General features: G+C 71.8%; 24 protein-coding genes. 10 read left to right on the forward strand and 14 right to left on the reverse strand.

What is annotated here, in order from left to right; all coding sequences use genetic code 11:
- Positions 1 to 64 precede the first annotated feature (64 nt).
- Positions 65 to 1,678, forward strand: coding sequence for a ricin-type beta-trefoil lectin domain protein (locus AB0H87_RS01690; protein ID WP_360137875.1), 1,614 nt, complete (start codon positions 65 to 67; stop codon positions 1,676 to 1,678).
- 36 nt (positions 1,679 to 1,714) lie between these two features.
- Here the strand turns inward: AB0H87_RS01690 and AB0H87_RS01695 are convergent, their stop codons facing one another.
- The 5 genes from AB0H87_RS01695 to AB0H87_RS01715 all read right to left on the reverse strand — a co-directional run bounded on the left by AB0H87_RS01695 (position 1,715) and on the right by AB0H87_RS01715 (position 6,255).
- Positions 1,715 to 2,293 (reverse strand): hypothetical protein, encoded by a 579-nt coding sequence (locus AB0H87_RS01695; protein ID WP_360137878.1) that lies wholly within the window; start codon positions 2,291 to 2,293, stop codon positions 1,715 to 1,717.
- Positions 2,294 to 2,354: 61 nt separating this feature from the next.
- On the reverse strand, positions 2,355 to 3,713 hold the full coding sequence (locus AB0H87_RS01700) for a HAMP domain-containing sensor histidine kinase (protein ID WP_360137881.1): 1,359 nt from the start codon (positions 3,711 to 3,713) through the stop codon (positions 2,355 to 2,357).
- Positions 3,706 to 4,389: a response regulator transcription factor gene (locus AB0H87_RS01705; protein WP_360137884.1), complete on the reverse strand. Its 684-nt coding sequence runs from the start codon at positions 4,387 to 4,389 to the stop codon at positions 3,706 to 3,708. Before AB0H87_RS01705 ends, AB0H87_RS01700 begins: the two co-directional genes overlap by 8 nt.
- A gap of 46 nt (positions 4,390 to 4,435) precedes the next feature.
- A complete protein-coding gene (locus AB0H87_RS01710) occupies positions 4,436 to 4,987 on the reverse strand; it encodes a hypothetical protein (protein ID WP_360137950.1) in 552 nt (183 codons plus the stop codon).
- Positions 4,988 to 5,082: 95 nt separating this feature from the next.
- Positions 5,083 to 6,255 (reverse strand): thiolase family protein, encoded by a 1,173-nt coding sequence (locus AB0H87_RS01715; protein ID WP_360137887.1) that lies wholly within the window; start codon positions 6,253 to 6,255, stop codon positions 5,083 to 5,085.
- A gap of 77 nt (positions 6,256 to 6,332) precedes the next feature.
- Here AB0H87_RS01715 and AB0H87_RS01720 point away from each other — a divergent pair, with 77 nt between their 5' ends.
- Positions 6,333 to 6,737: a PH domain-containing protein gene (locus tag AB0H87_RS01720; protein WP_360137890.1), complete on the forward strand. Its 405-nt coding sequence runs from the start codon at positions 6,333 to 6,335 to the stop codon at positions 6,735 to 6,737.
- Here the strand turns inward: AB0H87_RS01720 and AB0H87_RS01725 are convergent.
- The gene (locus tag AB0H87_RS01725) at positions 6,734 to 7,633 is read right to left on the reverse strand and encodes a rhomboid family intramembrane serine protease (RefSeq protein WP_360137893.1); all 900 of its coding nucleotides are present in this window, start codon (positions 7,631 to 7,633) and stop codon (positions 6,734 to 6,736) included. The two genes, AB0H87_RS01720 and AB0H87_RS01725, sit on opposite strands and share 4 nt — an antisense overlap.
- 27 nt (positions 7,634 to 7,660) lie before the next feature.
- Complete coding sequence (locus tag AB0H87_RS01730; RefSeq protein ID WP_360137896.1) at positions 7,661 to 8,191, reverse strand: peptidylprolyl isomerase; 531 nt, start codon at positions 8,189 to 8,191, stop codon at positions 7,661 to 7,663.
- A gap of 190 nt (positions 8,192 to 8,381) precedes the next feature.
- Between AB0H87_RS01730 and AB0H87_RS01735 the strand changes: the two genes are divergently transcribed.
- Complete coding sequence (locus AB0H87_RS01735) at positions 8,382 to 9,029, forward strand: hypothetical protein (RefSeq protein WP_360137899.1); 648 nt, start codon at positions 8,382 to 8,384, stop codon at positions 9,027 to 9,029.
- A gap of 55 nt (positions 9,030 to 9,084) precedes the next feature.
- On the opposite strand, the gene corA is transcribed toward AB0H87_RS01735, so the two are convergent.
- The 6 genes from corA to AB0H87_RS01765 form a co-directional block, all read right to left on the reverse strand.
- A complete protein-coding gene (gene corA, locus AB0H87_RS01740; protein WP_360137902.1) occupies positions 9,085 to 10,218 on the reverse strand; it encodes a magnesium/cobalt transporter CorA in 1,134 nt (377 codons plus the stop codon).
- 328 nt (positions 10,219 to 10,546) lie between these two features.
- Positions 10,547 to 11,641, reverse strand: coding sequence for a PLP-dependent aminotransferase family protein (locus tag AB0H87_RS01745; protein ID WP_360137905.1), 1,095 nt, complete (start codon positions 11,639 to 11,641; stop codon positions 10,547 to 10,549).
- A 24-nt stretch (positions 11,642 to 11,665) separates the two neighbouring features.
- Positions 11,666 to 12,661 carry a hypothetical protein gene (locus AB0H87_RS01750; protein WP_360137908.1) on the reverse strand — a complete coding sequence of 332 codons (996 nt, stop codon included), beginning with the start codon at positions 12,659 to 12,661 and terminating at the stop codon, positions 11,666 to 11,668.
- A gap of 47 nt (positions 12,662 to 12,708) precedes the next feature.
- Positions 12,709 to 13,095 carry a CBS domain-containing protein gene (locus AB0H87_RS01755; protein ID WP_360137911.1) on the reverse strand — a complete coding sequence of 129 codons (387 nt, stop codon included), beginning with the start codon at positions 13,093 to 13,095 and terminating at the stop codon, positions 12,709 to 12,711.
- Positions 13,096 to 13,167: 72 nt separating this feature from the next.
- Positions 13,168 to 14,013: an LLM class flavin-dependent oxidoreductase gene (locus tag AB0H87_RS01760; RefSeq protein WP_360137914.1), complete on the reverse strand. Its 846-nt coding sequence runs from the start codon at positions 14,011 to 14,013 to the stop codon at positions 13,168 to 13,170.
- The gene (locus AB0H87_RS01765) at positions 14,010 to 14,600 is read right to left on the reverse strand and encodes a hypothetical protein (RefSeq protein ID WP_360137917.1); all 591 of its coding nucleotides are present in this window, start codon (positions 14,598 to 14,600) and stop codon (positions 14,010 to 14,012) included. The genes AB0H87_RS01760 and AB0H87_RS01765 overlap by 4 nt, the downstream gene beginning before the upstream one ends.
- A gap of 57 nt (positions 14,601 to 14,657) precedes the next feature.
- Between AB0H87_RS01765 and AB0H87_RS01770 the strand changes: the two genes are divergently transcribed.
- The 5 genes from AB0H87_RS01770 (at position 14,658) to AB0H87_RS01790 (ending at position 18,213) form a co-directional block, all read left to right on the forward strand.
- Positions 14,658 to 15,173, forward strand: coding sequence for a MarR family winged helix-turn-helix transcriptional regulator (locus AB0H87_RS01770; protein WP_360137920.1), 516 nt, complete (start codon positions 14,658 to 14,660; stop codon positions 15,171 to 15,173).
- Between the two features lie 33 nt (positions 15,174 to 15,206).
- Positions 15,207 to 15,656, forward strand: a complete 450-nt coding sequence (locus AB0H87_RS01775) for an NUDIX domain-containing protein (protein WP_360137923.1) — start codon at positions 15,207 to 15,209, stop codon at positions 15,654 to 15,656.
- Positions 15,657 to 15,735: 79 nt separating this feature from the next.
- Positions 15,736 to 16,467, forward strand: coding sequence for a phosphocholine cytidylyltransferase family protein (locus tag AB0H87_RS01780; RefSeq protein ID WP_360137926.1), 732 nt, complete (start codon positions 15,736 to 15,738; stop codon positions 16,465 to 16,467).
- Positions 16,455 to 17,522, forward strand: coding sequence for an iron-containing alcohol dehydrogenase family protein (locus AB0H87_RS01785; protein WP_360137929.1), 1,068 nt, complete (start codon positions 16,455 to 16,457; stop codon positions 17,520 to 17,522). The genes AB0H87_RS01780 and AB0H87_RS01785 overlap by 13 nt, the downstream gene beginning before the upstream one ends.
- Entirely contained in the window at positions 17,497 to 18,213 is a 717-nt protein-coding gene (locus tag AB0H87_RS01790; protein WP_360137932.1) for a CDP-alcohol phosphatidyltransferase family protein, read from the forward strand. The genes AB0H87_RS01785 and AB0H87_RS01790 overlap by 26 nt, the downstream gene beginning before the upstream one ends.
- Here the strand turns inward: AB0H87_RS01790 and AB0H87_RS01795 are convergent.
- On the reverse strand, positions 18,185 to 19,360 hold the full coding sequence (locus tag AB0H87_RS01795; RefSeq protein WP_360137935.1) for a glycosyltransferase family 4 protein: 1,176 nt from the start codon (positions 19,358 to 19,360) through the stop codon (positions 18,185 to 18,187). The two genes, AB0H87_RS01790 and AB0H87_RS01795, sit on opposite strands and share 29 nt — an antisense overlap.
- A gap of 26 nt (positions 19,361 to 19,386) precedes the next feature.
- Between AB0H87_RS01795 and AB0H87_RS01800 the strand changes: the two genes are divergently transcribed.
- Together AB0H87_RS01800 and AB0H87_RS01805 are read left to right on the forward strand one after the other, a co-directional pair.
- On the forward strand, positions 19,387 to 20,265 hold the full coding sequence (locus tag AB0H87_RS01800; RefSeq protein WP_360137938.1) for a DNA-formamidopyrimidine glycosylase family protein: 879 nt from the start codon (positions 19,387 to 19,389) through the stop codon (positions 20,263 to 20,265).
- Positions 20,266 to 20,507: 242 nt separating this feature from the next.
- Positions 20,508 to 22,070 carry a sugar transferase gene (locus AB0H87_RS01805; RefSeq protein ID WP_360137941.1) on the forward strand — a complete coding sequence of 521 codons (1,563 nt, stop codon included), beginning with the start codon at positions 20,508 to 20,510 and terminating at the stop codon, positions 22,068 to 22,070.
- Positions 22,071 to 22,251 lie beyond the last annotated feature (181 nt).

The raw sequence follows: 22,251 nt of genomic DNA on the forward strand, positions 1-22,251 counted from the left end.
TCCCACCAGGTTACCCTCCAGTAACTCGATCGACATCCGCCGATCGACTGGAAGGAGTGCGTCGATGCTTCCCTCCCTCGTTGGGAGGACAGGCAACGCGCTCCGGGCGCCGGTGCGGCGTACCCTCGCCGCCGCGGCGCTCGTCGCGGGCCTCGTCCTCCCGTCCCTGGTCGCGAGCGGTTCTCCCGCCGGCGCGGCCGACCGACCCCCGACCCAGCCGTTGCCGGCCAACCTCGAGGCGATCCGCGCCGCCGAGGCGACCGCGCTCTACGGCGCACCCGGCATCCGACCCCTCGAAAGCCGCAAGACCGCGCTGGTCACCATGGGTGACAGCGAGATCTCGGGCGAGGGCGTCGGCAACTACGTCCCCGGTACGCACCAGGACGGCAACTGGTGCGACCGCTCCTTCGACCAGGCGGTGTTCCGCACGGGCATCGCGTCCGACACGCAGTACAACGTCGCCTGCTCGGGCGCGACGCCGTGGAACCTGATCGCCGGCGGGCCGACACAGTGGAACGAGCTCAACCAGGGCGACCAGCTGGCCATCAAGGCGCGGAACACGCGGATCAAGCTGATCTGGGTGGTGGTCGGCGCCAACGGTGACGGCACGATCCAGTTCGGCCCGGTGGCCACCGACTGCGCGATCAGCCGGGTGTTCTTCCAGGGCGCCTGCTACCCGACGTACACCGATGCCTGGACGACCCGGGTCGAGGGTTCGCGCGCGGCGGTCGAGGACGCGCTGCGCGGCATCCGCGCCACGATGACGGCGGCGGGCTACCTGGCCGCCGACTACGAGCTCGTTCTGCAGTCCTATCCGAGCCCGGGCAGCCCGGACGTGGAGGACAATCCGGACTTCCCCGGCTGGTACTCGGGCGGCTGCCTGCTCTACCTCGCCGACCAGGCGTTCGCCCGCAACAAGGCGGTGCCGCTGTTCGAGCGCGGGCTGCGCCAGGCCGCGGCGAACACCGGGACCCGCTATCTCGACGCCAGCCGGCTGTTCCACGGCCACGAGGTGTGCACCGACAACACCAGCGTGCGTGGGCTGTTCATCGAGGTCGGGATCTGGAACGAGAACGCCGCCCGCCAGTCGTTCCACCCGAACGCGCGCGGTCACGGCATGTTCGCCGAGTGCATGACGGCGTTCTATGCCTCGGGGCTGCCGCAGGCGAGCTGCGTCGACCAGGCCAGCACCGGCCACGGCACGCTGATCAGCGGGCTCCTGGAGTTCAAGCAGCTGCGCAACGCGGGCACCGGCACGTGCGTCGACGGCAAGGGCTACGACTCACGCAACAACACTGTGCAGCAGTCGTACGCCTGCCACGGCGGCCGCAACCAGGGCTTCTGGTACGACCCGGCGCGGCAGTCGCTGCACAGCGAGCTGTCGCACGACCGCTGCCTGGACGTGTCCGGCGGCTCCTTGACCGCCAACACAGCGGTCAACATCTACAACTGCACGGGCGGCACCAACCAGAAGTGGCTCTTCGCCGGCTCGCAGCTGAAGGCGGCCGGCAATCCGGCGCTGTGCCTGGCGTTCGACAACCCGTTGCTGGGCACGCCGCGCCTGCGGCTGGCCACCTGCGGGTCGAGCGCGCGGCAGCAGTGGTCGTTCGAGTCCCGCAACTTCCCGAACCCGGTCGGCTACGGCCACGCCGACTTCATCGGCAGCCGGGTGTACTGAGCTGGTCGGGCGGGGCCCCGCGGGACCCCGCCCGGCTCACTTCGCGCGGGGAATCACCACGAGCCGGGCGGCGCCGCCGTCACCGTCCTTGGTGCCGGCCACGCCGACCTGGTCGCCGGCCTCGAGCTGGTCGGGCTGGATGGTGTTGCGCCGCTCGACGACCCGCAGATCGTCGGCGAACTCCCAGGTGAGCGTGAACCCGTCGGTGCTCTTGACGGTGAGCGAGTCCCCGTCGACCGCGGTCACCTGGCCGCGCTGCACGAGCACGGTCTGCGTACCGCCGTCCTTGGTCTTGACGACCGCCTCGCCGTGCAGGGTGTTCTTCCGCAACAGCACGCGGGCCTTGCGCCGCTGTCCGCGATCCCGGTCCTTCTCCTTGGGCGCCGCCGACGGACTCGCCTTGGCCTCATTCATCTGCGCCAACTCGGCCGGCGTGATCTCGTTGGGATCGAACCCCAGGGCGGCCAACGCCTGCCCCTCGACCCCCATCCCGGCCGACACCTCGACACCCGCGTCGTCGCCGGCGGCCGGCACCCCGCCGCCCATGACACCGCAGCCCGTCAGGCCGAGCCCGACGACCGCGGCCAACCCGACTCCCGCAAGCCAACGCTTCATGGTCTCCCTCTCCTCGTCCGCTCTCCAGGGACCACGATGCGCGCCGAGCGCGTGGCGGCGATCAAGCGAAGGTAAGAGCTTCGTAAGGCTGTGCCGGCAGGACGATGGTGAAGCGGGCGCCGCCTTCCGGGGCGTGGCCTGCTTCGATCCGGCCGCCCAGGCGGCGGACCAGGCCGTGCACCAGGGCCAGGCCCAGGCCGCTGCCGCCCTGGCGGACGCCCTCGTAGCGTTGCCGCAGCGCGCCGCGTTCGAAGACCACCCGCAGGTCGTCGTCCGTGAAGCCCGGACCGCCGTCGCGGACCTCCAGGAGCGCCCCGGCGGGGTTCGACGAGGTGGACAACACGATCGGTGCGCCCGCCGGGACGACCCGCAGGGCGTTCTCCAGCAGGCCGTCGAGGATCTGGCGGGTGCGGCCCGGGTCCGTGAACGCCGGCACCGGGAACGGTGGCGTCTCGACCACCAGGGACACCCCGGCCGCCGCGCAACGGGGCCGCCACGTGTTGGCCGTTTCCGCGACCATCGCCGTCAGGTCCACCGGTAGCGGGGTCAGCGGGAAGTCGACCGCGTCCAGGCGGGCCAGCGCCAGCAGGTCCGTGACGAGGCGGTCCAGGCGTTCCGCCTCCGCGAGGACCGTCCGGCCCGCGCGGGTGGCGCCGTCGCCGGTGACCACCCCGTCGGACAGCGCCTCCGCGTAGCCGCGGATCGTGGTCAGCGGCGTGCGCAGCTCGTGCGAGACCGAGAGCAGGAAGTCGCGTTGGCGGCCCTCGCTTGTGGACAGCGCCTCGGCCAGGCCGTTGAGCGCGTGGGCCAGCGACTCGACCTCCTCCGGCGGCTCGACCGGCACCCGGACGTCGCGTTCACCGCGGCGCAGGCGCAGTGCGGCGGCGGCCGCGACCCGGATCGGGCGGGCCAGGCGGCTGCCCAGCAGGACGCCGGCCAGCACGCCCGCCGCGAGGCCCGCGAGCAGCGCCAGCCACAGGTTCTGGCCGACGTCGCGCCAGATGCCCGTGGCCCGCGGGTGGGTCAGCACCACCGCGTTGCCGTTGTTGTTGAGGGCGCGCGCCTCCACAAGGGACGGCACACCGGAGACGACGCCGCGGCCCGAGAAGGACTCGCCGGCGGCCGCGCGCGCCACCACCGCGGGCGGTAGGCCCGGCTGGTCCGCCACGCCGCGGCGCAGCACGAACAGCGAGATGTCGCGCTCCCGCAGCACGTCGAGCAGCTTCTTGTCGCCGGCCGGGCGCGGCGTGGCCCGCAGCGCGGTCGCCACCACCGTGGCCTCCGCGGCCAGCGAGTCCCGCGTGCGCGCCTCGACCGCGCGGGACGCCAGCGGGATGGCCACGAGTGCGGTCACCAGCACGGCGACCGCGGCGACGGCGCAGCCGACCAGGGCCGCGCGGAGGGTCAGCGTCCTAGGCATCGATCGCGTACCCGACGCCGCGGTGGGTGCGGATCAACCCGCCCGCCGAACCCAGCTTTCCGCGCACCTGGGCGATGTGCACGTCGACGGTGCGCGTGCCCGAATGCGACGCGTACCCCCAGACCGCCGCCAGCAGCTCCTCGCGGGTGAACACCCGACCCGGCCGCCCGACCAGGTGGGCCAGCAGGTCGAACTCCGTCGAGGTCAGCTGCACCGGCTCGTCGAGCACCGTCACGCTGCGCCGGCCCGGGTCCAGGGTCAGCGGGCCGACGCTGCGCGGGCGCTCGGCGGCCGCCGCGACGCCGCCCGACGCCCGGCGGAGCACGGCGCGCAGCCGGGCCACCAGCTCGCGCGGCGAGAACGGCTTGGTGAGGTAGTCGTCCGCGCCCAGCTCCAGGCCGACGATCCGGTCGACCTCGTCGTCGCGGGCGGTCAGGAAGATGACCGGGGTCCAATCGCCGGCCTCGCGCAGCCGGCGGCAGATCTCGGTGCCCGACATGCCGGGCAGGGCGATGTCCAGGACGCTGGCGACCGGGCGGAGCCGGCGGGCCGCGGCCAGGCCAGCCTCGCCGTCGTGCTCGACGTGCACGCCGAACCCGTCGCGGCTCAGGTAGAGCCGGACGAGGTCCGCGATCGCCCGCTCGTCCTCGACGACGAGCACCAGGCCGTCAGCCACGCGCCCATCATGGCCGACGGACGCGTGGGCCGGTGTAAGAGGAGTGTCAGAACGCCACGGCGAGGCCGCTGCGCGACCGGCCGAGCGTCTCCCAGGCCGCGGTGTCCCGCCGGAGGGCGTCCCGGGTGGCGGCCGAGGCACGATCCCCGGCCGCCGTCCCGGCTCCCGCGCGGGCTGCGCGCGGGCGGAAGACGTGGCTGAGCAGCGCGTCCAGGTGCCACACCTGCTTGGGGTGGCCGGCCCGGATCCAGAATCGCTCCCGCACCCCGTCGACGGCCGTGGCCGCCAACTCGACCGCGGACAGCCGCGGGTCGGGGTTCCACGTCACGTTGCCCAGGTGGCCCAGTTCCGTGTTCAGATGCAGCCGGAGGCGGTGGAGCATCCGAGACTCGTGGGTCACCACCAGGCGACGGTAAGTCAACAGCAGCAGGTACTCGCCCTGCGTGGGCCGGTCGGCGCGGGTGCAACGGGCGACCAGCGCGGCGGGGTCGTCAGCGGCGACGCACCGCCGGAACACCGGCATGTGCCGGCTGACGGTCGGGATGGCCACACCGGCTTCAGCGGCGGCGGGCAGGAACGTACGGGAGAAGACGTCCATGTCGTTCACAACGACGTGTCTCGCTGGCGGGTCGCGGCTTTCCTTGTGCCGACTTCTTCAACCCTCCATTAGGATCATTACCCCAAAGTGGAATATCAGAGCAATTCGACAATCGTTGCGTTGGCCATGCCGCCGCCCTCGCACATGGTCTGCAGGCCGTAGCGGATCCCATTGTCCCGCATGTGATACAGCATCGTCGTCATGATCCGGGCGCCGGAACCACCGAGCGGGTGACCCAGCGCGATCGCGCCGCCGCGCGGGTTCAGCCGCGCCGGGTCGGCCTCGGTCTCGGCGAGCCAGGCCAGTGGGACCGGGGCGAACGCCTCGTTGACCTCGTACACGCCGATCTCCTCGATGCCCAGGCCCGCGCGGCGCAGGGCCTTCGCGGTGGCCGGGATCGGCGCGGTCAGCATGACCACCGGGTCGTCGGCCGCGACCACCGCGGTGTGGATCCGGGCCAGCGGGCGCAGGCCGTGCGCGGCAGCCCACTCGCTCGTGGTCACCGCCACCGCCGCGGCGCCGTCGGAGATCTGCGACGCGGAGCCCGCGGTCACGACACCGTCGGCCTTGAACGGCGTCTTCAGCTCGCCCAGTGCCGCCAGCGACGTGTCGCGCCGGACGCCCTCGTCGGACGCGACCTTGCCGCCGTCGGCGGTCGCCACGGGCGCGATCTCGGCGTCGAACAGCCCGGCGTCCTGCGCGGCGGCCGCCCTCTGGTGACTGGCCAGCGCGTACTCGTCGAGGCGGCCCCGGTCGAAGCCCCAGCGCGTGGCCATCATCTCGGCGCCGACGCCCTGGCTGAACGGCACCGGATCGTCGGCCGCGAAGCCCTCGTGGTCGCGGTAGCGGGCCCGCACCTGGTCGCCGAACGCGTTGCCGGACCCGATGCTCGAACCCATCGGCACCCGGCTCATCGACTCGACGCCGCCGGCCACGACGAGGTCGCTCTGCCCGGCGATGACCGCCGCGGCGGCGAAGTGGATGGCCTGCTGGCTGGAGCCGCACTGCCGGTCGAGCGTGGTGCCGGGCACCGACTCGGGCCAGCCGGCGGCGAGCACCGCGCCGCGGGCGACGTTCCAGGACTGGTCGCCGACCTGTGACACGCAGCCCCAGACCACGTCGTCGACGCCGGCCGGGTCGAGTGCCAGCCGCTCGGCCAGCGCCCGCAGGGCATGTGCCGAAAGATCAACCGGGTGTACGCCAGTCAGGCCGCCGTTGCGCCGCCCGACCGGAGTTCTGACCGCACCGACAATGACCGCGTCCCGCATGATTACTCCCCGGTAACGTGAGCCTTGACCGAATCCTACGTCGTGTCAGGGGCGCGTCCGGCTGGGATGCTTGTCCGGTGACCTCCCAGTGGCGGGTCCCCACCGCCCTACCCACGCTGAAGCTGGCCGGCGCCGTCGTGCTGCTGGTGCTCGCCGCGCTGTTCGCCACCGACACCGCCGCCCTGGCCGTCGCGGGCGTGGCCGGTGCGGCGCTGGTCGTGTGGGGCTTTCGTGACCTGCTGGCACCCGTGCGGCTGGCCGCCGACCCGACCGGTGTCACCGTGCTCACCGGGTTCGCCCGGCGTCGGCACATCCCCTGGTCGGCGGTGGAACAGGTCTCCGTCGCCCGCCGGGCGCACGCGGGCGTGCGCAGCGAGGCCCTGGAGATCGACACCGGCGACGCCGTGCACGTGCTGACGAAGAACGACCTCGGCGCGCCGCCGGCGGAAGTGGCGGCGGCGATAGCGGCCGTGCGGAGCTAGCCGGCGGACAGTGTCAGTCCGACGAGCGCCACCGCGAAGAGCACGCAACCGACCACCTGGATCACGTTGCGGTTCGCGCGTGGTGCATAGGCCAGGATGAGCGCCACCACGGCACCCGCGACCCCGCCACCCAGGTGGCCCGCCCACGAGATGCCCGGCAGCGTGAACGTGATGAACAGGTTGATCGCCAGCAGGCCGACGATCGCGGACGTGTTCTGCCGCAGCCGGCGCAGGATGACGAAGAACGCCACGAACAGGCCCCACAGGGCGCCCGAGGCACCCGCGGTGAGCGAGTTGGGATCCGCCCACAGCGCCGCGACACTGCCGCCGAGCCCGGCCAGGAGGTAGAGCGCGAGGTAGCGGATCGGGCCCAGGGCCACCTCGAGCGAACGGCCGATCGCCCACAGCGCCCACATGTTGAACAGCAGATGGATGATCCCGTAGTGCAGGAACATCGCTGTGAGCAGGCGGTAGTAGCCGCCGTCGTAGACACCGGTGTAGGCGACCCAGCCGTGTTCGGTGGGGAACTGGAACGACGGGCCGATCACGCCACCGAAGGCCTGTAGCTGCGTCGTGCCGGTGAACAGGCCGCCACGCGGGATCAGGGTGTCGACGCCGTAGAAGGCGAGCCCGATCAGAGCGACGAGCAGGTTGAGCGAGATCAGCGTGATGGTCGCGTAGCCGTGGCGACCGGCGGCACTGCCACCGAAGGCAGTGCGCGCCGGCCGCTGGGTCCGGCGTCCCTCGGACACACACTCCGGGCACTGGTGCCCGACCGAGGCGTCACGCATACAGTCCGGGCATATCGGGCGCTCGCAACGCGTGCAGCGCACCCAGGTCTCCCGCGACGGGTGCCGATAGCAGACCGGCGCTGCCGTCGGGGGCGATTCACTCATGCCAAGAAAGGTACCTGGCGTCGTCGATCAGCCGTTGACGCGCTGGATCTCGACGCGCTCGATCACGACGTCCTCCAGCGGCCGGTCGCCGTGGTTGGTGGGCGTGTTCGCGATCGCGTCGACGACCTTGGCGGAATCCTGGTCCGCGACCTGGCCGAAGATCGTGTGGCGGTTGTTGAGGTGCGGCGTCGGGCCGACCGTGATGAAGAACTGCGAGCCGTTGGTGCCCGGGCCGGCGTTGGCCATGGCCAGCAGGTACGGGCGGTCGAAACGCAGCTCCGGGTGGAACTCGTCGGCGAACTCGTAGCCCGGGCCGCCACGGCCGGTGCCGGTCGGGTCGCCCATCTGGATCATGAAGCCCGAGATCACCCGGTGCGAGATGGTGCCGTCGTAGTAGGGCCCGTTGCCCTTCTGCCCGGTGCGCGGGTCCACGTAGTCGCGGGTGCCCTCGGCCAGCTCCACGAAGTTCTGCACCGTCTTCGGCGCGTGGTTCGGGAACAGCTCCAGGCGGATCGGGCCGCGGTTCGTATGCAGGGTGGCGTAAAGGGTCTCAGCCACGGGTACTCCTCCGTCGTCGGTGAGTTTCAGTTCGATCCTCCCATGTGCCCGTTCCGGCAATGCGGACACGTCCAAAGGTGGAGGATGCAGGAGGAACTACGCCCAGGAAGGTGGGGGTCTGGTGTTTGGTATCCGGCGGAGAACTCATGCGCAGATGGTGCGCACGGAGCTCGGCGACAGCCTCGAGCACTTGAAGGCGGCAGCAGGCCACGCGGCGGGCGGGGTCAGCACGGCGGTCCGGCCGCGGGTCGAGTCCGCCCGCGACTTCGTGATCCCGTCGGCCACCCGGGTCCGCGACATGGCCGGGAGCGGGTGGGAGTCCACCCGCGGCGGCTGGGAGTCGGTCCGGCCACTGGCAACGGCCGCCGGCAGCCGGACCCGCGACGCCGCCAAGTCCGTGCGCCGGCCGAAGATCAACGGCAAGGGCAAGGGCAACGGCAAGGGCAGGCGCGCCGACAAGGCCATCGAGGCCGCGGCGACCAACCGCCGCTGGCCGATCGTCGCCGCGATCCTGGTCGCCGGTGCCGCGTTCGGCGCCGCGGCGGTCATGCGCCGGCGCCGGCAGCAGCAGTGGGACGAGTACGACCCGAGCAAGTCGCTGGACGCCGCCCGCCAGGGTGCGTCGGGTGGTGGCCGGGGACACAGCCACGGCCGGATCGGTGACGCGGCCGACGCGGCCCGGTCCTCGGTCAAGAACGCCGCGGCGACCGCCAAGAGCGCCGCGTCATCCGCGCGGAGCCGGGCCGGCGAGCGGTTCTCGTCGACCGAGCAGCCGCCGCAGAGCTCCGACCCGACGGCCAGCAGCGAGCACCTGAACTCGCCCAACGGCCGCAGCTGACGAAGCGACGAAAAGGCCCCCGGGGAACCGGGGGCCTTTCGCGCGCCAGAGGGGCTCAGAGCCAGCCCGAGCGGCGGAACCAGCGGTAGAGCACGATCGCGGCGATCAGCATCAGCGTCAGCACGCCCGGGTAGCCGTACTGCCAGCGGAACTCGGGCATGTCCGGGAAGTTCATGCCGTAGATGCCGGCGATGAACGTCTCGACCGCGAAGATGGCGGCCCAGGACGCGATCTTGCGCATGTCGTTGTTCTGCTCGACCGAGACCTGCGCCAGGCGCGCCTGCAGGATCGAGTTCAGCAGGTCGTCGTAGCCGTTGACCTGCTCGGCGACCCGGATCAGGTGGTCCTGCACGTCGCGGAAGAAGCGCCGGATCTCCTTGGGCACGTGCCGGTTGGTCGACTCGGTGAGCTGCATGATCGGCCGCAGCAGCGGGACCACGGCCCGCTTGAACTCGACCAGCTCCCGCTTCATCTGGTAGATCCGCTGGATCCGGCCGTGCACCTGGCGGGCGAAGACCTGGTTCTCCAGGTCGTCGAGGTCGGTCTCCACCTGGTCGCTGACGTCGATGTAGAGGTCGACGACGTGGTCGGCGATCGCGTACGCCACCGACCATGGCCCCTGCGCCAGCAGCTCCTTGCGCTGTTCGAGCCCGGCGCGCACCGGCGCCAGCTTGCAGGCGTCGCCGTGCCGCACGGTGATCACGAACTCCGGACCGATGAAGACCATGACCTGGCCGGTCTCGACGACCTCGGTGGTCTCGGTCAGCTCGGCGTGCCGTATGTACCGCGCGGTGCGCATGACCAGGGAGTTGATCTCGCCGAACTGCTCCAGCTTGGGGCGCTGCTCGGCGGCGACCGCGTCCTCGACGGCCAGCTCGTGCAGGTCGAACGTCTCGGCGATGCCGGCCATCGTGGTCAGGCTCGGCTCGTGCAGCCCGATCCAGACGAACGCGTTGCCGGTCTCCTCGCGCGCGGCGTGCAGCGCGTCCTCCGGCGACCACTCGCCGGGCTGGCGGACGCCGTCGACGTAGAGCGCGCAGTCGACGATCGTGTCGCGGCCCTTGAAACCGGGTGGGGGCGCCGGTTTCGGCTCGGCCGGACCGAGGATGCGGGTCATCGCCCGGACGGGGTCGCTCCACGACCGCGTTCTGGGGCGAACCTGCCCGGTCTTGTCGGCGTCAGTAGCCATCGACATGCCTCCCTCCGAACCCGGCAACCCGGATGGGCCGAAGAGCAGGCTACGCCCGAAAGGTGGCCAGAGCGCGTCAGGATCTCGTCAGGACGGCACGCGGCATCCCCGCCGGGCGGCGCCGGGTGGACCGGCCGCGTCGGGGGGTGGGGTGCGAGCGGCCCACCCGGCGCCATCGGGGGCGGGGTAGTGCTGAGGGGGTCGGCATTCGGCTCCGGCCGACCGGTGGATCGCATTGTTCACCGTCGACCCGTCCCTGGTCAGCCCCTCATCACACGGATGGGGCACTCTGTCGGGAATCCGACAGAGTGCCGTTGGTCGCCCCGTATCAGCCGCGGATATCCTCGATGGCCGCCGCCAGCCGGCGTACACCCTCGTCGATCTCGTCGGCCGTCACCGCCGAGAAGGCCAGCCGCAGCGCGTGCTTGCCGCCCTCGAGCAGGAAGTCACTGCCCTTGACCACGGCCACCCCGCGGGCGGTCGCCGCCGGCAGCAGCTTGTCGACGTCGATGTCCTCCGGGAAGTCGACCCAGAGGAAGTAGCCGCCCTCGGGCTCGGTGAACGAGACGCCCGGGATGTGCTCGCGCAGCGACGCGGCCAGCAGCCGGACCCGCTCGGCGAGCGCGGTGCACACGGTGTCGATGGACCGCTCGAGGTCACCGGCCACGCAGAACTGGTAGACGATGGCCTGGGCCACCATGCCGGGCGAGATGTAGAGGTTCGTGGCCTTCTTGGCGATCTCCGCGATCAGCGGCGCGGGCCCGACCAGGTAGCCGACCCGGACGCCCGGGCAGACCGTCTTGGTGAAGCTCGACGCGTGCACCACGACGCCCTTGTCGTCCAGCGACAGCATCGACGGGAGCGCGTCGCCGCGGAAACGGATGTCCGCGTACGGGTCGTCCTCGAAGATCGTGAAGCCGTACTCGGCGGCCAGGTCGAGCAGCGCGCGCCGCTTCTCCGCGGAGAGCGTGACGCCGGCCGGGTTCTGGAAGTTCGGGATGATGTGGGCGAGCTTGGGGCGGACGCCCGACTCCAGCAGCTTGCGCAGCTCGTCGACGTCGATGCCATCGGTCTGGGTGGTCACGGCGTGCACCTCGCCGCCCTTGTTGCGCAGGTTGAGCAGGGTGCGGTCGTAGGTCGGCCGCTCGACCACGACGGCGTCGCCGGCGCCGACCAGGTGGTCGAAGAGGAACGCGTCGGCCTGCAGCGAGCCGTTGGTCACCAGCACCTGCTCGGGCGCGACGCCGTGCTTGTCGGCGATCCACTTGCGCAGCGGCAGGTAGCCGACGGACGTGCCGTAGGCGGTGACCCCACCCGGATCGGCGTCGAAGGCGCGGACGGCGGCGGCCTTGAGCCCCTCGATGTCGACGATGTCGAGCGAGGGAGCCCCACGGGCGAACGAGATGAGCTGCGCGGCGGTCATGGTTTACCAGCGTAGGGGGCTGCGTCAGTCAGGAAGCGTGCGGGCGGTCGGCATCACGCGATCGATCCACCAGGCCAGCTCCGGTCGGTCGGTGGTCTTCGACCAGCCCAGCTGCACGAAGGCGCCGAGCAGGGCCAGCTCGAGCTGGCGGTCCCACCAGCCGGCAGTGTCGATCTTGTGGCGCTGCAGGGCGACGCGGTACGCCTCGATCGTGGCGTTCTTGGTCTCCGGCAGCTTCCCGGCGTTGAGCGCGAGATAGCCGGCGAGGTCGACGCAGCAGCCCGCGGCGCCCGCCCAGCCCCAGCCGAGCAGCGCGGTGCGCCCGTCGGCGAGCGGGCGGAGGTTGCCGACCCGCCAGTCGCCGTTGACCAGTGTGGTCGGCAGGCCGTCGAACGCCGCCAGCAACGGCGCCGGCTCGACCGCGAGCGCGAGGGCCACCTCGTGGGCCTCGGGCTGGTCGGCGGCGAGCGCGGCCCAGCCGACCACCAGGCCGTCGGCGCCGGAGCCGGCCTCGCGGATCCCGGTCGACGGCGCGAGGGCGGTGTAGCGCGCGCCCGGGGGCGCGAGCCCGACCGGGTCCGTGAAGTGCCAGAACCGCGCGTGCAGGGCGGCCATGTGGTCGAGCACGCGGTGGTGCGAATCAAGATCGATTTCCCAGGGTACGGAGGACCGCGGCTCGTCGAGCACGAGCAGGTCGGCGATCTCCGTGGTCGGGTCCCAGCTCACCCCGGCGATGGTGTGGTCGACGGTGCGGGGCAGCCGGTCGAGCAGCCCGCCCTGCCAGAGGAGCACGGTCCAGGGTGCCCGGCCGTCGGCGCCGTCACCGAGCGCACGCATCACCCAGTCGAGCGGCCGCCCGATGCGCTCGATCCGGAACCGCTCGTCGCCGATCAGCAACGTCTCGGGCACCGGGTCGCCGTCACCGGGCGGGTCGCCGGCGGCCTCCCGGCGCACGGGCCGCCCGGCCGCGACCGCCTGGATCATCTCGGTGGTCGACCCGTGGACCGCGCGCCCCGTCATAACCCCCAGTTTGCCCCGAAAGGGTCCGTCTCGCAGGGAGGGCCGGATCAGACGCGCTCGCGGGCCGCCGCCCAGACGCGCATTATGTCGCGGACCGAGACCACCCCGACCACCTCTGTGCCGTCGAGCACCACCAGGTGGCGGAAGCCGCCGCGGGACATCGCCAATGCCGCCTCTTCGAGGGTCCACTCAGGACCGGCATAGACCACGTCCCACGTGATGTGCGCGCCCACCATTTCCACGTCGGGGTCGAGGTTGCCGCCGATGGCGTAGAGCACGTCGCGTTCGGTCATGATGCCGATCCCCTGGGCGTCGGGATCGATGACGACGGCGGACCCGACCCGGCGGGTGGCCATCATGCTGGCGGCCTGCCGGAGCGTGTGTTCGGGACCCACCACGAGAACCTGTTTGGACATGGCATCGCGAACCTGCATGACACATCCCCCTTGAAGGCCACCGTACGGACATAGTGGTCCTGCCGGGACAGAACTACAAGACTTGCACGCTCAACCAGCCTGTCGTACGCCCGGTAACACCTCCCTCGCGAGCCACTCGACCCGATCAGCGCGATCGGCCCCGCTGACCCGGAAGTTGAACGCGGTGAAGCCGAGCCGCATGTAGCCCAGCAGGGTCTCGGTCACCTCACCGGCGCCGCCGGGCGGGATGTCGAGGAAGTAGCAGCGGGTGATCTCCTCGATGGACCGTCCAGCCTGGTCCGCCGCCCGGGCGATCCGGTCGCGCAGGGCCGGGATCGTCTCCGGCGGCGCGTGGCCGAGCGACGGGATCCACCCGTCGGCCAGCCGCCCGGTGACCGCGAGCGCCCGCGGCCCGAACGTGCCGAGCCAGATCGGGATCGGCCGCTCCGGCCGGGGCGTGATGGTCGCGGCCTCGGTGCGGTGGATGCGCCCCGCGAAGGTGACGGACGGCTCCGTCCACAGCCCACGGATCACCTCGATGGCCTCGGCGAGGCCGTCGACCTTGTCGCGCGGCGACGGGACGCCGATGCCGAACGCGCGGAACTCGTGGTCGGCCGAGCCCCCGCCCAGACCCAGCATGAGCCGGCCGCCGGAGAGCCGGTCGAGCGTCTCGGCCATCTTGGCGACGAGAGCCGGGTTGCGGTAGGGCACACCGAGCACGCGCGGCAGCACCCGCAGCCGCTCGGTGCTGGCCAGCAGCCAGGTCAGCATCGTCCAGTTCTCGAAGCTCGGGTCGGTGCCGCACGGATGGTCGGACGCCGACACGAAGTCGAAGCCGGCGGCCTCGGCGGCGCGGGCCGCGGCGACCGGGTCGACCGCCGGCTCTCCGGGCGAGGTCGTGGCCGGCACGTCGAGGCCGAACAGGATGGTGCTCATGCGGGTTGTCCTTTCGCGGGTCGGACGGTGAGCAGGGGCAGGAAGACACCGACCAGCGGGCCGATGGCCAGGGCGTACGCGATGGTCCCGAAACCGACCGACCCGCCGAGCACGAAGCCGATCGCGAGCACGGCCAGCTCGATCCCGGTGCGGACCAGCCGGATCGAGTGGCCGCGGGCGGCGAGCCCGGTCATCAGCCCGTCGCGCGGCCCGGGGCCGAGGCCGGCGCCGACGTAGAGGCCGGTCGCGACCGCGTTGGCGAGGATGCCGGCGACCAGCAGCGCGATCTGCGCGGCCAGCGGGTCGGGCGAGGGCAGCAGCCAGAGGGTGCCGTCGGTGACCAGCCCGACCACGACGACGTTGGCGACCGTGCCGATCCCGGGCCGCTGGCGCAGCGGGATCCAGAGCAGCAGGACCAGGACGGCGGTGAGGTTGACGACGAGCCCGATCGAGAGCCCGATCCGCTGCGCGACGCCCTGGTGGAACACGTCCCACGGGCCGAGGCCGAGGTCGGCGCGGACCATCAGCCCGAGGCTGATCCCGAAGAGGACCAGACCGGCGAACAGCCGCAGCAATCTGCTTGACATGTCAAACAGGCTACGCGCTCTGTTTGACATGTCAAGCAGAATGTCTACGCTGGTCCCATGACCCGGTGGCTGACCGACGACGAGATGCGCGCCTGGCTCGGTTACCGGCGGCTGCGCACCCTGCTGGACCTGCAGATCACCCGGGACCTGGCGGCCGACTCCGGCCTGTCCGACGCCGACTACGACGTGCTCTCGACGGTCTCCGACGCGCCCGGCCGCCGGATGCGCCTCGGCGAGCTGGCCACCGCGATCCGCTGGTCGGTGAGCCGGCTGTCCCACCACGTCAGCCGGATGCAGCAGCGCGGCCTGGTCACCCGCGACGACTGCGAGAGCGACGGGCGCAGCGCGACGGTGGTGCTCACGGACGCCGGCTGGACCACCATCCAGGCGGCGGCCAAGCTGCACGTGGCGTCGGTCCGCCGGCACTTCGTCGACCTGCTCGACCCGGCCGACCTGGCGGCGCTGACGAAGATCTCCGGCAAGGTGCTGGCGCACCTGGAGCAGGCGACGCCCCCGGACCCTGCACGCCGTGGCACCCCGCGTACGCAGCGCGAGGACGCCGCCGGAACCTAGCCGGAGATGGACCCCGCTGACTAGATTCGGTGCGTGTCCGTCGAACCCTTGCGCTGCGCGGCAGGCGTGATCGTCGATGACGACGGGCGCGTGTTCATCCAGCGCCGGTCGCCCACCCGCAAGCTCTTCCCCGACACCTGGGACATCGTCGGCGGCCACCTCGAGCCGGGCGAGAGCCTCGACGAGGCGCTGCACCGCGAGGTGACCGAGGAGACCGGCTGGCGGGTGTCGATCGTGCTTGGCACCATCGGCGAGCACCGCTACCTGGGCAACGACGGGTTCGAGCGGCTGGAGACCGACTTCCTGATCCGGGTCGACGGCGACCTCGCCCGGCCCCGCCTCGAAGCCGGCAAGCACACCGCCTTCCGGTGGATCACCCGGGACGAGGTCGACGTGCTCGACGAGAACAACGGCGTCGACGACGGCCTCGTACGCCAGATCGTCGAAGGCGGTTTCGCCCTTTTACGCCAGATCGGGATGTAGGACTACCGCACCGCTATCCTCCAGTCGGGAAGAGTTTTCTTCCCGTACACCTGCAGCACCCCCTGGAGGAAGCGCCGGCATGATCGGCCTCGTGCTCGCAGCCGGCGCTGGCCGGCGGCTGCGCCCCTATACCGACACGCTGCCCAAGGCTCTCGTGCCGGTCGACGGGGAGACCACCATCCTCGACATAGCCCTGCGCAACCTCGCCGCGGTCGGGCTGACCGACATCGCGGTCGTGGTCGGCTACGCGGCGGAGACCGTCGAGAAGCGCAAGCCCGACCTCGAGTCCCGCTACGGCGTCACGCTCGACCTCGTGCACAACGACCGCGCCGAGGAGTGGAACAACGCCTACTCCCTCTGGCTCGCGCGGGACCGGTTCGCCGACGGGGCGCTGCTGGTCAACGGCGACACCGTGCACCCGGTCTCGGTCGAGCAGACGCTGCTCGGCAACCGCGGCCCGGGTGTCCTGCTCGCCGTCGACGACGTGAAGACGCTCGCCGACGAGGAGATGAAGACGACCTTCGACGCCGGCGGCCAGCTCACCCGGATCACCAAGCTGATGGACCCGGCCGAGGCGTTCGGCGAATACATCGGCGCGACGCTGATCGAGGCGTCGGCGGCCGCGGGCGTGGCCGAGGCGCTGGAGACGACGTGGCGCCGCGACCCGGGCCTCTACTACGAGGACGGCTACCAGGAGTACGCCGACCGCGGCGGCGAGGTCCGCGCGGCCACCATCGGCGACATCCCCTGGGTCGAGGTCGACAACCACGCCGACCTCGCCCGCGCCCGGGAGATCGCGTGCCACTACTAGCCCGCACCGTCACCACGCCGCTGGCCATCGAGGTCCGCCGCGGTGCCGTCGCCGAGCTCGGCTCGATGCTGGCCGACCGGCGGATCTCCGGCGGCGGCGACGTGGCGGTCGTGGTCGGGCCCGGCCAGGGTGACCGGATCGCCGAGCTGGTCCGCCCCGGCCTCGGCAACGCCGACGTCTTCCACACCGCCGGCGGCACCCTGGACGCGGCGGTCGAGCTGGGCGACCAGCTGCGCGGGCGCTCCTACGACGCGGTCATCGGCATCGGCGGCGGCCGGACCATCGACACCACGAAGTACGCCGCCACCCGGTTCGGCATCCCGATGGTCACCGTGGCGACGAGCCTGGCCAACGACGGCATCGCCTCGCCGACCGCGTCCCTGACCCACGGCGGGCGGCACAACTCGTACGGCGTGCACATCCCGATCGCAGTGATCGTCGACCTGGACTTCGTAGAGAACGGGCCGGACCGGCAGACCCAGGCCGGCATCGGCGACGCCCTGTCGAACCTCAACGCGGTGGCCGACTGGGAGTTGGCCCACCGCGAACGCGGCGAGCCGATCGACGGGCTGGCCGTGACGCTCTCCCGGTCCAGCGCCGAGGCCCTGGTCAACCATCCGGGCAAGATCACCGACGACGGGTTCCTGACGACACTCGCCGAGGCCCTGATCATGGGCGGGCTGGCCAGCGCGGTGCACGGCACCACCCGGCCGGTCAGCGGCGGCTGCCACGAGATCTCGCACGCCCTGGACGCGCTGTACCCGGACCTGGCCTCGCACGGCGAGCAGTGCGGGCTCGGGGCCCTGTTCTGCACCTACCTGCGGGGCGAGCGGGAGCGGCTCGCCCAGCTGGTGACCTCCATGCGGCGGCACGGCCTGGCGACCACCCCGGCCGACCTCGGGCTCACCGACGCGCAGTTCGCGGAGGCGGTCGCGTACGCGCCTTCGACCCGCCCGGACCGATACACGGTCCTCGAGCACCTCGCTCTGTCGCCCGCCGAGATCGACGCCCGGTTGGAGGGGTACCGCGATGCACTCCGCGACCTTGCAGGCTGAGACCACCACACCCCGACCCGCCGAGTTCTACCGGGTCAACCGCGGCGGCGGGCTGTTCAGTGAGGCCCTGAGCCAGCGGGCGGGCGCGGTGTTCGCCGCGGCCGCCTACCGCGTGGGCGCCCCGCCGACCGCGCTGACCGCCGGCAGCCTCGTGATCGGCCTGGCGACCTCCGCCGCGGTCGTGGCGCTCGCGTCGACCACCGTGCCGACCTGGGTCGCCGGGCTGATCGCGCTGGTCGGGTGGCAGCTCGCCTACGCTCTGGACTGCGCCGACGGCCAGCTCGCCCGGGTCGCCGGGCGAACCAGCCCGGCGGGTGCGCGGATCGACGTGCTGTGCGACGTGGCCGTGCAGATCTCGCTGGTCACCGCGCTGTCCGCGGTAGCCGTCGACCAACGCCCGTCGACGGCGTCCTGGCTCGTCGCCCTGTTCGCCGGCACCTGGATGGTCAATCTGGTCACCTCGGTGATGCAGGCGGGCCCGAACGCGGGCAGCATGGTCACCTCGACGTCGCTGCCGGTGCGGGTGGTGAAGCTGGTCCGCGACTACGGCGCGGTGGTCTTCCTGGCCGGCCTCGTGCTCCTGCTGGTTCCACAGTGGACCGTGTTCCTGCTGGTCGCGTTCACGATCGTCAACGGCGGCTTCCTGCTCGCCAGCATCGCGTTCACCGGCCGGACGGCGCTGCGTTCCTGACGAGCCCGGAGTAGGTGTCGAGCAGGCGCTTCGTGACCACGTCGGGGTGGAACGTGCGCTCGTAGCGCAGCCGGGCCAGCGGCGCCTTCGCGGCCGCCTCAGCCCGGGCCACCGGCAGCGCCGCCGCCAGCGCATCGGCCTCGGCCGCGACGGTCCAGCCGGCGTCGCCCACCTCGTAGGGCACCCCGCCCAGCGCCGTCCCCAGCACCGGCCGCCCGGCGGCCAGCGCCTCCAGCACCACGGTCGGCAGGACGTCGTGCCACGTCGGCGTCGCCAGCACCACGGCCGTGGCGCGCAGCGCGGCGTCGATGCCCGACCGGTCCAGCCGCCCCAGGAACTCGACGTCGCCGCGCGCATCGGCCACCGACTCGACCAGCGGCCGCAGGTCGCCGTCGCCGGCGATGCGCAGCCGGCCGTTGGCGCCGTCCGGGTGCCGCTGCCACGCGTCGAGCAGCAGCCGGACGCCCTTCTCCTCGGACAGCCGGCCGGAGAAGAACAGGAACCCGTCACCGAGGGGCGCCGGCGGGCCCGGGTCCGGGATCGCGTTCGGCTTGACCGTGATGCGCTCCGCCGGGATCCCGTACGCCAGCAAATGATCTTTGATCGCGTCGGTCAGCGCCAGGTAGCCGTCGACCGAACGCCACGTGGGCCGGTGCACCGTGAGCGTGGTCGCCATCAGCGCGCTCTGCGCCGTCGAGCCCCGGTAGCAACGGTGCCGCACCGCCGGCAGCGGGAAGCCGCGCCCCCGGCAGTCGTGGCAGATGCCGCCGTCGCGGAAGTAGAGACCGGACGCGCACACCTGGCGGTAGTTGTGCACCGTCTGCAGCACCGGCAGGCCGAACCGGTGCGCGGTCCGGACGATCCACGGCGAGATCAGCGGGTACGGGTTGTGCAGGTGCAGCACGTCCGGCCGGTGCGTCCGGATCAGGTCGGCGAGGTCCCGCTGGGCCTTCGGCGCGTAGATCGGCGAGATCGGCAGCAGGGCCTTGGCCGCCGGCGACAGGTCGGGGATCTCGTCGGAGCTGCGCAGGAACGGCAGCACCTCGACACCCGCCGCGGCGAGCTGGTCGATCTCCTGATCGACGATCGTGTTCTCGCCCGAGGGCTGGGCCTCGCGATATCTGTTGTGCGCGACGACGACCTTCATGGTTCGGTCAGGCTACCGTTGTCGACGTGCCCGAACTGCCCGAGGTGGAAGCACTCGCCGCATACCTGCGTGACCGTGCCGTCGGTCACCGGGTCCAGCGGCTCGAAGTGAGCGCCATCAGCGCGCTGAAGACCTATGACCCACCGCCGTCCGCGGTCGCCGGCAAGGAGATCGTCGGCGCGGGGCGGCACGGCAAGTTCCTCGACGTGTCCTTCTCCTCAGGCCAGCCCGGTGAGGGAGACATCCACCTGGTCGTGCACCTGTCCCGGGCCGGCTGGCTGCACTACCGCGACTCGTTCCCCGGCGCCGCGCCGCTCAAGCCGGGCAAAGGCCCTATCGCGGTGCGGGTGCGGCTCGACGACGGGTCCGGTTTCGACCTCACCGAGGCCGGCACGCAGAAACGCCTCGCCGCCTACCTGGTGACCGATCCGGCCCTCGTGCCCGGTGTCGCGAAGCTCGGTCCTGACCCGCTCTCCGCCGACGAGGCCACGTTCGCGAGCGCCGTCAAGAGCCGGCGGGGCCAGATCAAGGGCGTGCTCAAGGACCAGGCGGTGCTGGCCGGCATCGGCAACGCGTACTCCGACGAGATCCTGCATGCCGCCAAGCTCTCGCCGTTCGCGATGAGCGACCGCCTGACGGACGCACAGATGACCACGTTGTACGAAACGACGCAGACGGTCCTCAACGACGCGGTGAGTCGGTCCGTGGGACAGAAGGCCGCCGAGCTCAAGGGCGAGAAGCGCTCCGGGATGAAGGTGCACGCCCGCACCGGCCTGCCCTGCCCGGTCTGCGGCGACACGGTGCGTGAGGTCTCGTTCGCGGACTCGAGCCTGCAGTACTGCCCGACGTGCCAGACCGGCGGCAAGCCGCTCGCGGATCGACGGCTGTCCCGATTGGTGCGCTGAGTGAGCGCGTGGAAGCCCTGCGTACGAACCGTTTTCGACGCACATCTCGCTTCTTCCGCCCGCCCCGACAATCGGTATAGTGACCCGGTCCCGCACCGACGGCGCGGGGACGACCGCTCCGGCGGGTCCGGGCGTAATGTCTTTCTTCCGTCCACGGTTCGTGACCGTTGACATGGGAGACTGATGCGGTGGGCGACCGGAGCCCGTATGGCGAGTGGGCGGCACGCGTTACCCGGGAGGACGTGCGTGAGGTGACGACCAGCCTCGAGCGCCCGGTGACCAGCAACGGCCGCGGCGGCGTCGTGCGCCACGTCGACAGCTTCGAGATCCAGGTGCCTCCGCCACCGCCTCCCAACGGCGTGCCGCGTTCGGCCTGGGCCCGGGCTCGCCGACGGGTTTCCCGGTGGCACCGCCCCTTCATCCTGATCCTGCTGGTGCTCGACTTCGCCGCGGCGGTCCTCGCGAGCTACATCGCGGTCACCGAGTTCGAGAAGGCCCGGGCCGGCTTCCAGGACCAGCCGACGCTGTTCGCGCTCATCGCCTACGTGTTCCTGCCGTGCGGCTGGCTGTTCACGCTGTGGGCCAACGGCGCCTACGACCGCCGCTACCTCGGCCTGGGCACCGACGAGTTCAAGCGCGTCACGCGGGCGTCGCTCGTGGTCGCGGCCAGCGTCTCGTTCCTGGTCTTCGCCACCAAGACCGATTTGTCCCGTATGACGGTCGGCAGCGTCCTGTTGGGCGCTTTGCTGCTCATCCTGATTGCCCGCTACCTCGCCCGCCAGGCGCTGCACCTCGTGCGCCGCCGGGCCGGCCAGGCCGGTCAGCGGATGATCCTGATCGGCACGCTGCCCGAGGCGCTGGAGGTCTTCACCGCCGTCACCCGCAACCCGTCCGCGGGCCTGGTGCCGGTCGGCATCCACATCACCGACGGCTACGCGGCCGCCCGCGGCATCGAGACCCCGGTGCCGGTCTACGCCGGCCGCGACGTCCTCGGCCTGGTCCGCGAGCTGGGCGCCGACACGATCGCGGTGTGCGGCTCGGCCAGCGCCGAGCCCGGCGAGCTGCGCCGGCTGGCCTGGCAGCTCGAAGGCAGCGGCGTCGACCTGGTGGTGGCGCCGCAGCTGACCGACATCGCCGGCCCGCGGGTGCACATCCGCCCCATCGAGGGCCTGCCGCTGCTGCACGTCGAAGAGCCGACGCTCTCCGGGCCGGCCCTGCTCGCCAAGAACATGATGGACCGCGTCGCGGCGGTCGTCGGCCTGGTGATCCTCCTGCCGGTCGTCGCCGCGATCGCGATCGGCATCAAGATCTCCGACAAGGGCCCGGTCTTCTTCCGCCAGCCGCGGGTGGGCCACGAGGGCCGCACGTTCCGGGTGTGGAAGTTCCGCACCATGTACGTCGACGCCGAGGACCGCCTGGCCGCCCTGGTCGACCAGAACGAGACCGACGGCATGCTCTTCAAGATCCGGCAGGACCCGCGCGTCTTCCCGTTCGGCCGCTTCCTGCGGGCGAGCTCGCTCGACGAACTGCCCCAGCTGATCAACGTCCTGAAGGGCGAGATGTCGCTGGTCGGCCCCCGCCCGCTCCCGGCGGACGACGGCGACTTCCTCGGCGACGTCCGCCGCCGCCTGCTGGTCCGCCCGGGCATCACGGGCCTGTGGCAGGTCTCGGGCCGCTCGGACCTCTCCTGGGACGAAGCCGTCCGCCTCGACCTCTACTACGTCGACAACTGGTCCCTGGCCTACGACCTGAGCATCCTCTGGCGCACCATCGGCGTCGTCCTGGCCCGCAAGGGAGCTTATTGATCGGCGCCCAGCGCTAGATCAAGAGCACGATGCTGTCCCGGGCTCGCCTGGGGCGCGACCGTCGCTCCCGCCGGACACCGCTCGCTGCGCTTCGCTGCCGGGTCCGCCGGGGTTTCTTTTGCGGGGCTTTGCTCTGCTTCCAGATACGCATCACCCTCGTCGGCGGGTGATGCGTGGGTGG

The sequence above is a fragment of the Asanoa sp. NPDC050611 genome, assembly GCF_040654855.1.
GTDB lineage: Bacteria > Actinomycetota > Actinomycetes > Mycobacteriales > Micromonosporaceae > Asanoa.

Coding starts and splice junctions, on each gene's coding strand:
- AB0H87_RS01715 (WP_360137887.1), bottom strand. CDS start 6,255: ATGCGGGACGCGGTCATTGTCGGTGCGGTCAGAACTCCGGTCGGGCGG.
- AB0H87_RS01695 (WP_360137878.1), bottom strand. CDS start 2,293: ATGAAGCGTTGGCTTGCGGGAGTCGGGTTGGCCGCGGTCGTCGGGCTC.
- AB0H87_RS01750 (WP_360137908.1), bottom strand. CDS start 12,661: ATGACGGGGCGCGCGGTCCACGGGTCGACCACCGAGATGATCCAGGCG.
- corA (WP_360137902.1), bottom strand. CDS start 10,218: ATGGCTACTGACGCCGACAAGACCGGGCAGGTTCGCCCCAGAACGCGG.
- AB0H87_RS01795 (WP_360137935.1), bottom strand. CDS start 19,360: ATGAAGGTCGTCGTCGCGCACAACAGATATCGCGAGGCCCAGCCCTCG.
- AB0H87_RS01710 (WP_360137950.1), bottom strand. CDS start 4,987: ATGGACGTCTTCTCCCGTACGTTCCTGCCCGCCGCCGCTGAAGCCGGT.
- AB0H87_RS01760 (WP_360137914.1), bottom strand. CDS start 14,013: ATGAGCACCATCCTGTTCGGCCTCGACGTGCCGGCCACGACCTCGCCC.
- AB0H87_RS01745 (WP_360137905.1), bottom strand. CDS start 11,641: ATGACCGCCGCGCAGCTCATCTCGTTCGCCCGTGGGGCTCCCTCGCTC.
- AB0H87_RS01780 (WP_360137926.1), top strand. CDS start 15,736: ATGATCGGCCTCGTGCTCGCAGCCGGCGCTGGCCGGCGGCTGCGCCCC.
- AB0H87_RS01690 (WP_360137875.1), top strand. CDS start 65: ATGCTTCCCTCCCTCGTTGGGAGGACAGGCAACGCGCTCCGGGCGCCG.
- AB0H87_RS01700 (WP_360137881.1), bottom strand. CDS start 3,713: ATGCCTAGGACGCTGACCCTCCGCGCGGCCCTGGTCGGCTGCGCCGTC.
- AB0H87_RS01765 (WP_360137917.1), bottom strand. CDS start 14,600: ATGTCAAGCAGATTGCTGCGGCTGTTCGCCGGTCTGGTCCTCTTCGGG.
- AB0H87_RS01725 (WP_360137893.1), bottom strand. CDS start 7,633: ATGAGTGAATCGCCCCCGACGGCAGCGCCGGTCTGCTATCGGCACCCG.
- AB0H87_RS01770 (WP_360137920.1), top strand. CDS start 14,658: ATGACCCGGTGGCTGACCGACGACGAGATGCGCGCCTGGCTCGGTTAC.
- AB0H87_RS01755 (WP_360137911.1), bottom strand. CDS start 13,095: ATGCAGGTTCGCGATGCCATGTCCAAACAGGTTCTCGTGGTGGGTCCC.
- AB0H87_RS01790 (WP_360137932.1), top strand. CDS start 17,497: ATGCACTCCGCGACCTTGCAGGCTGAGACCACCACACCCCGACCCGCC.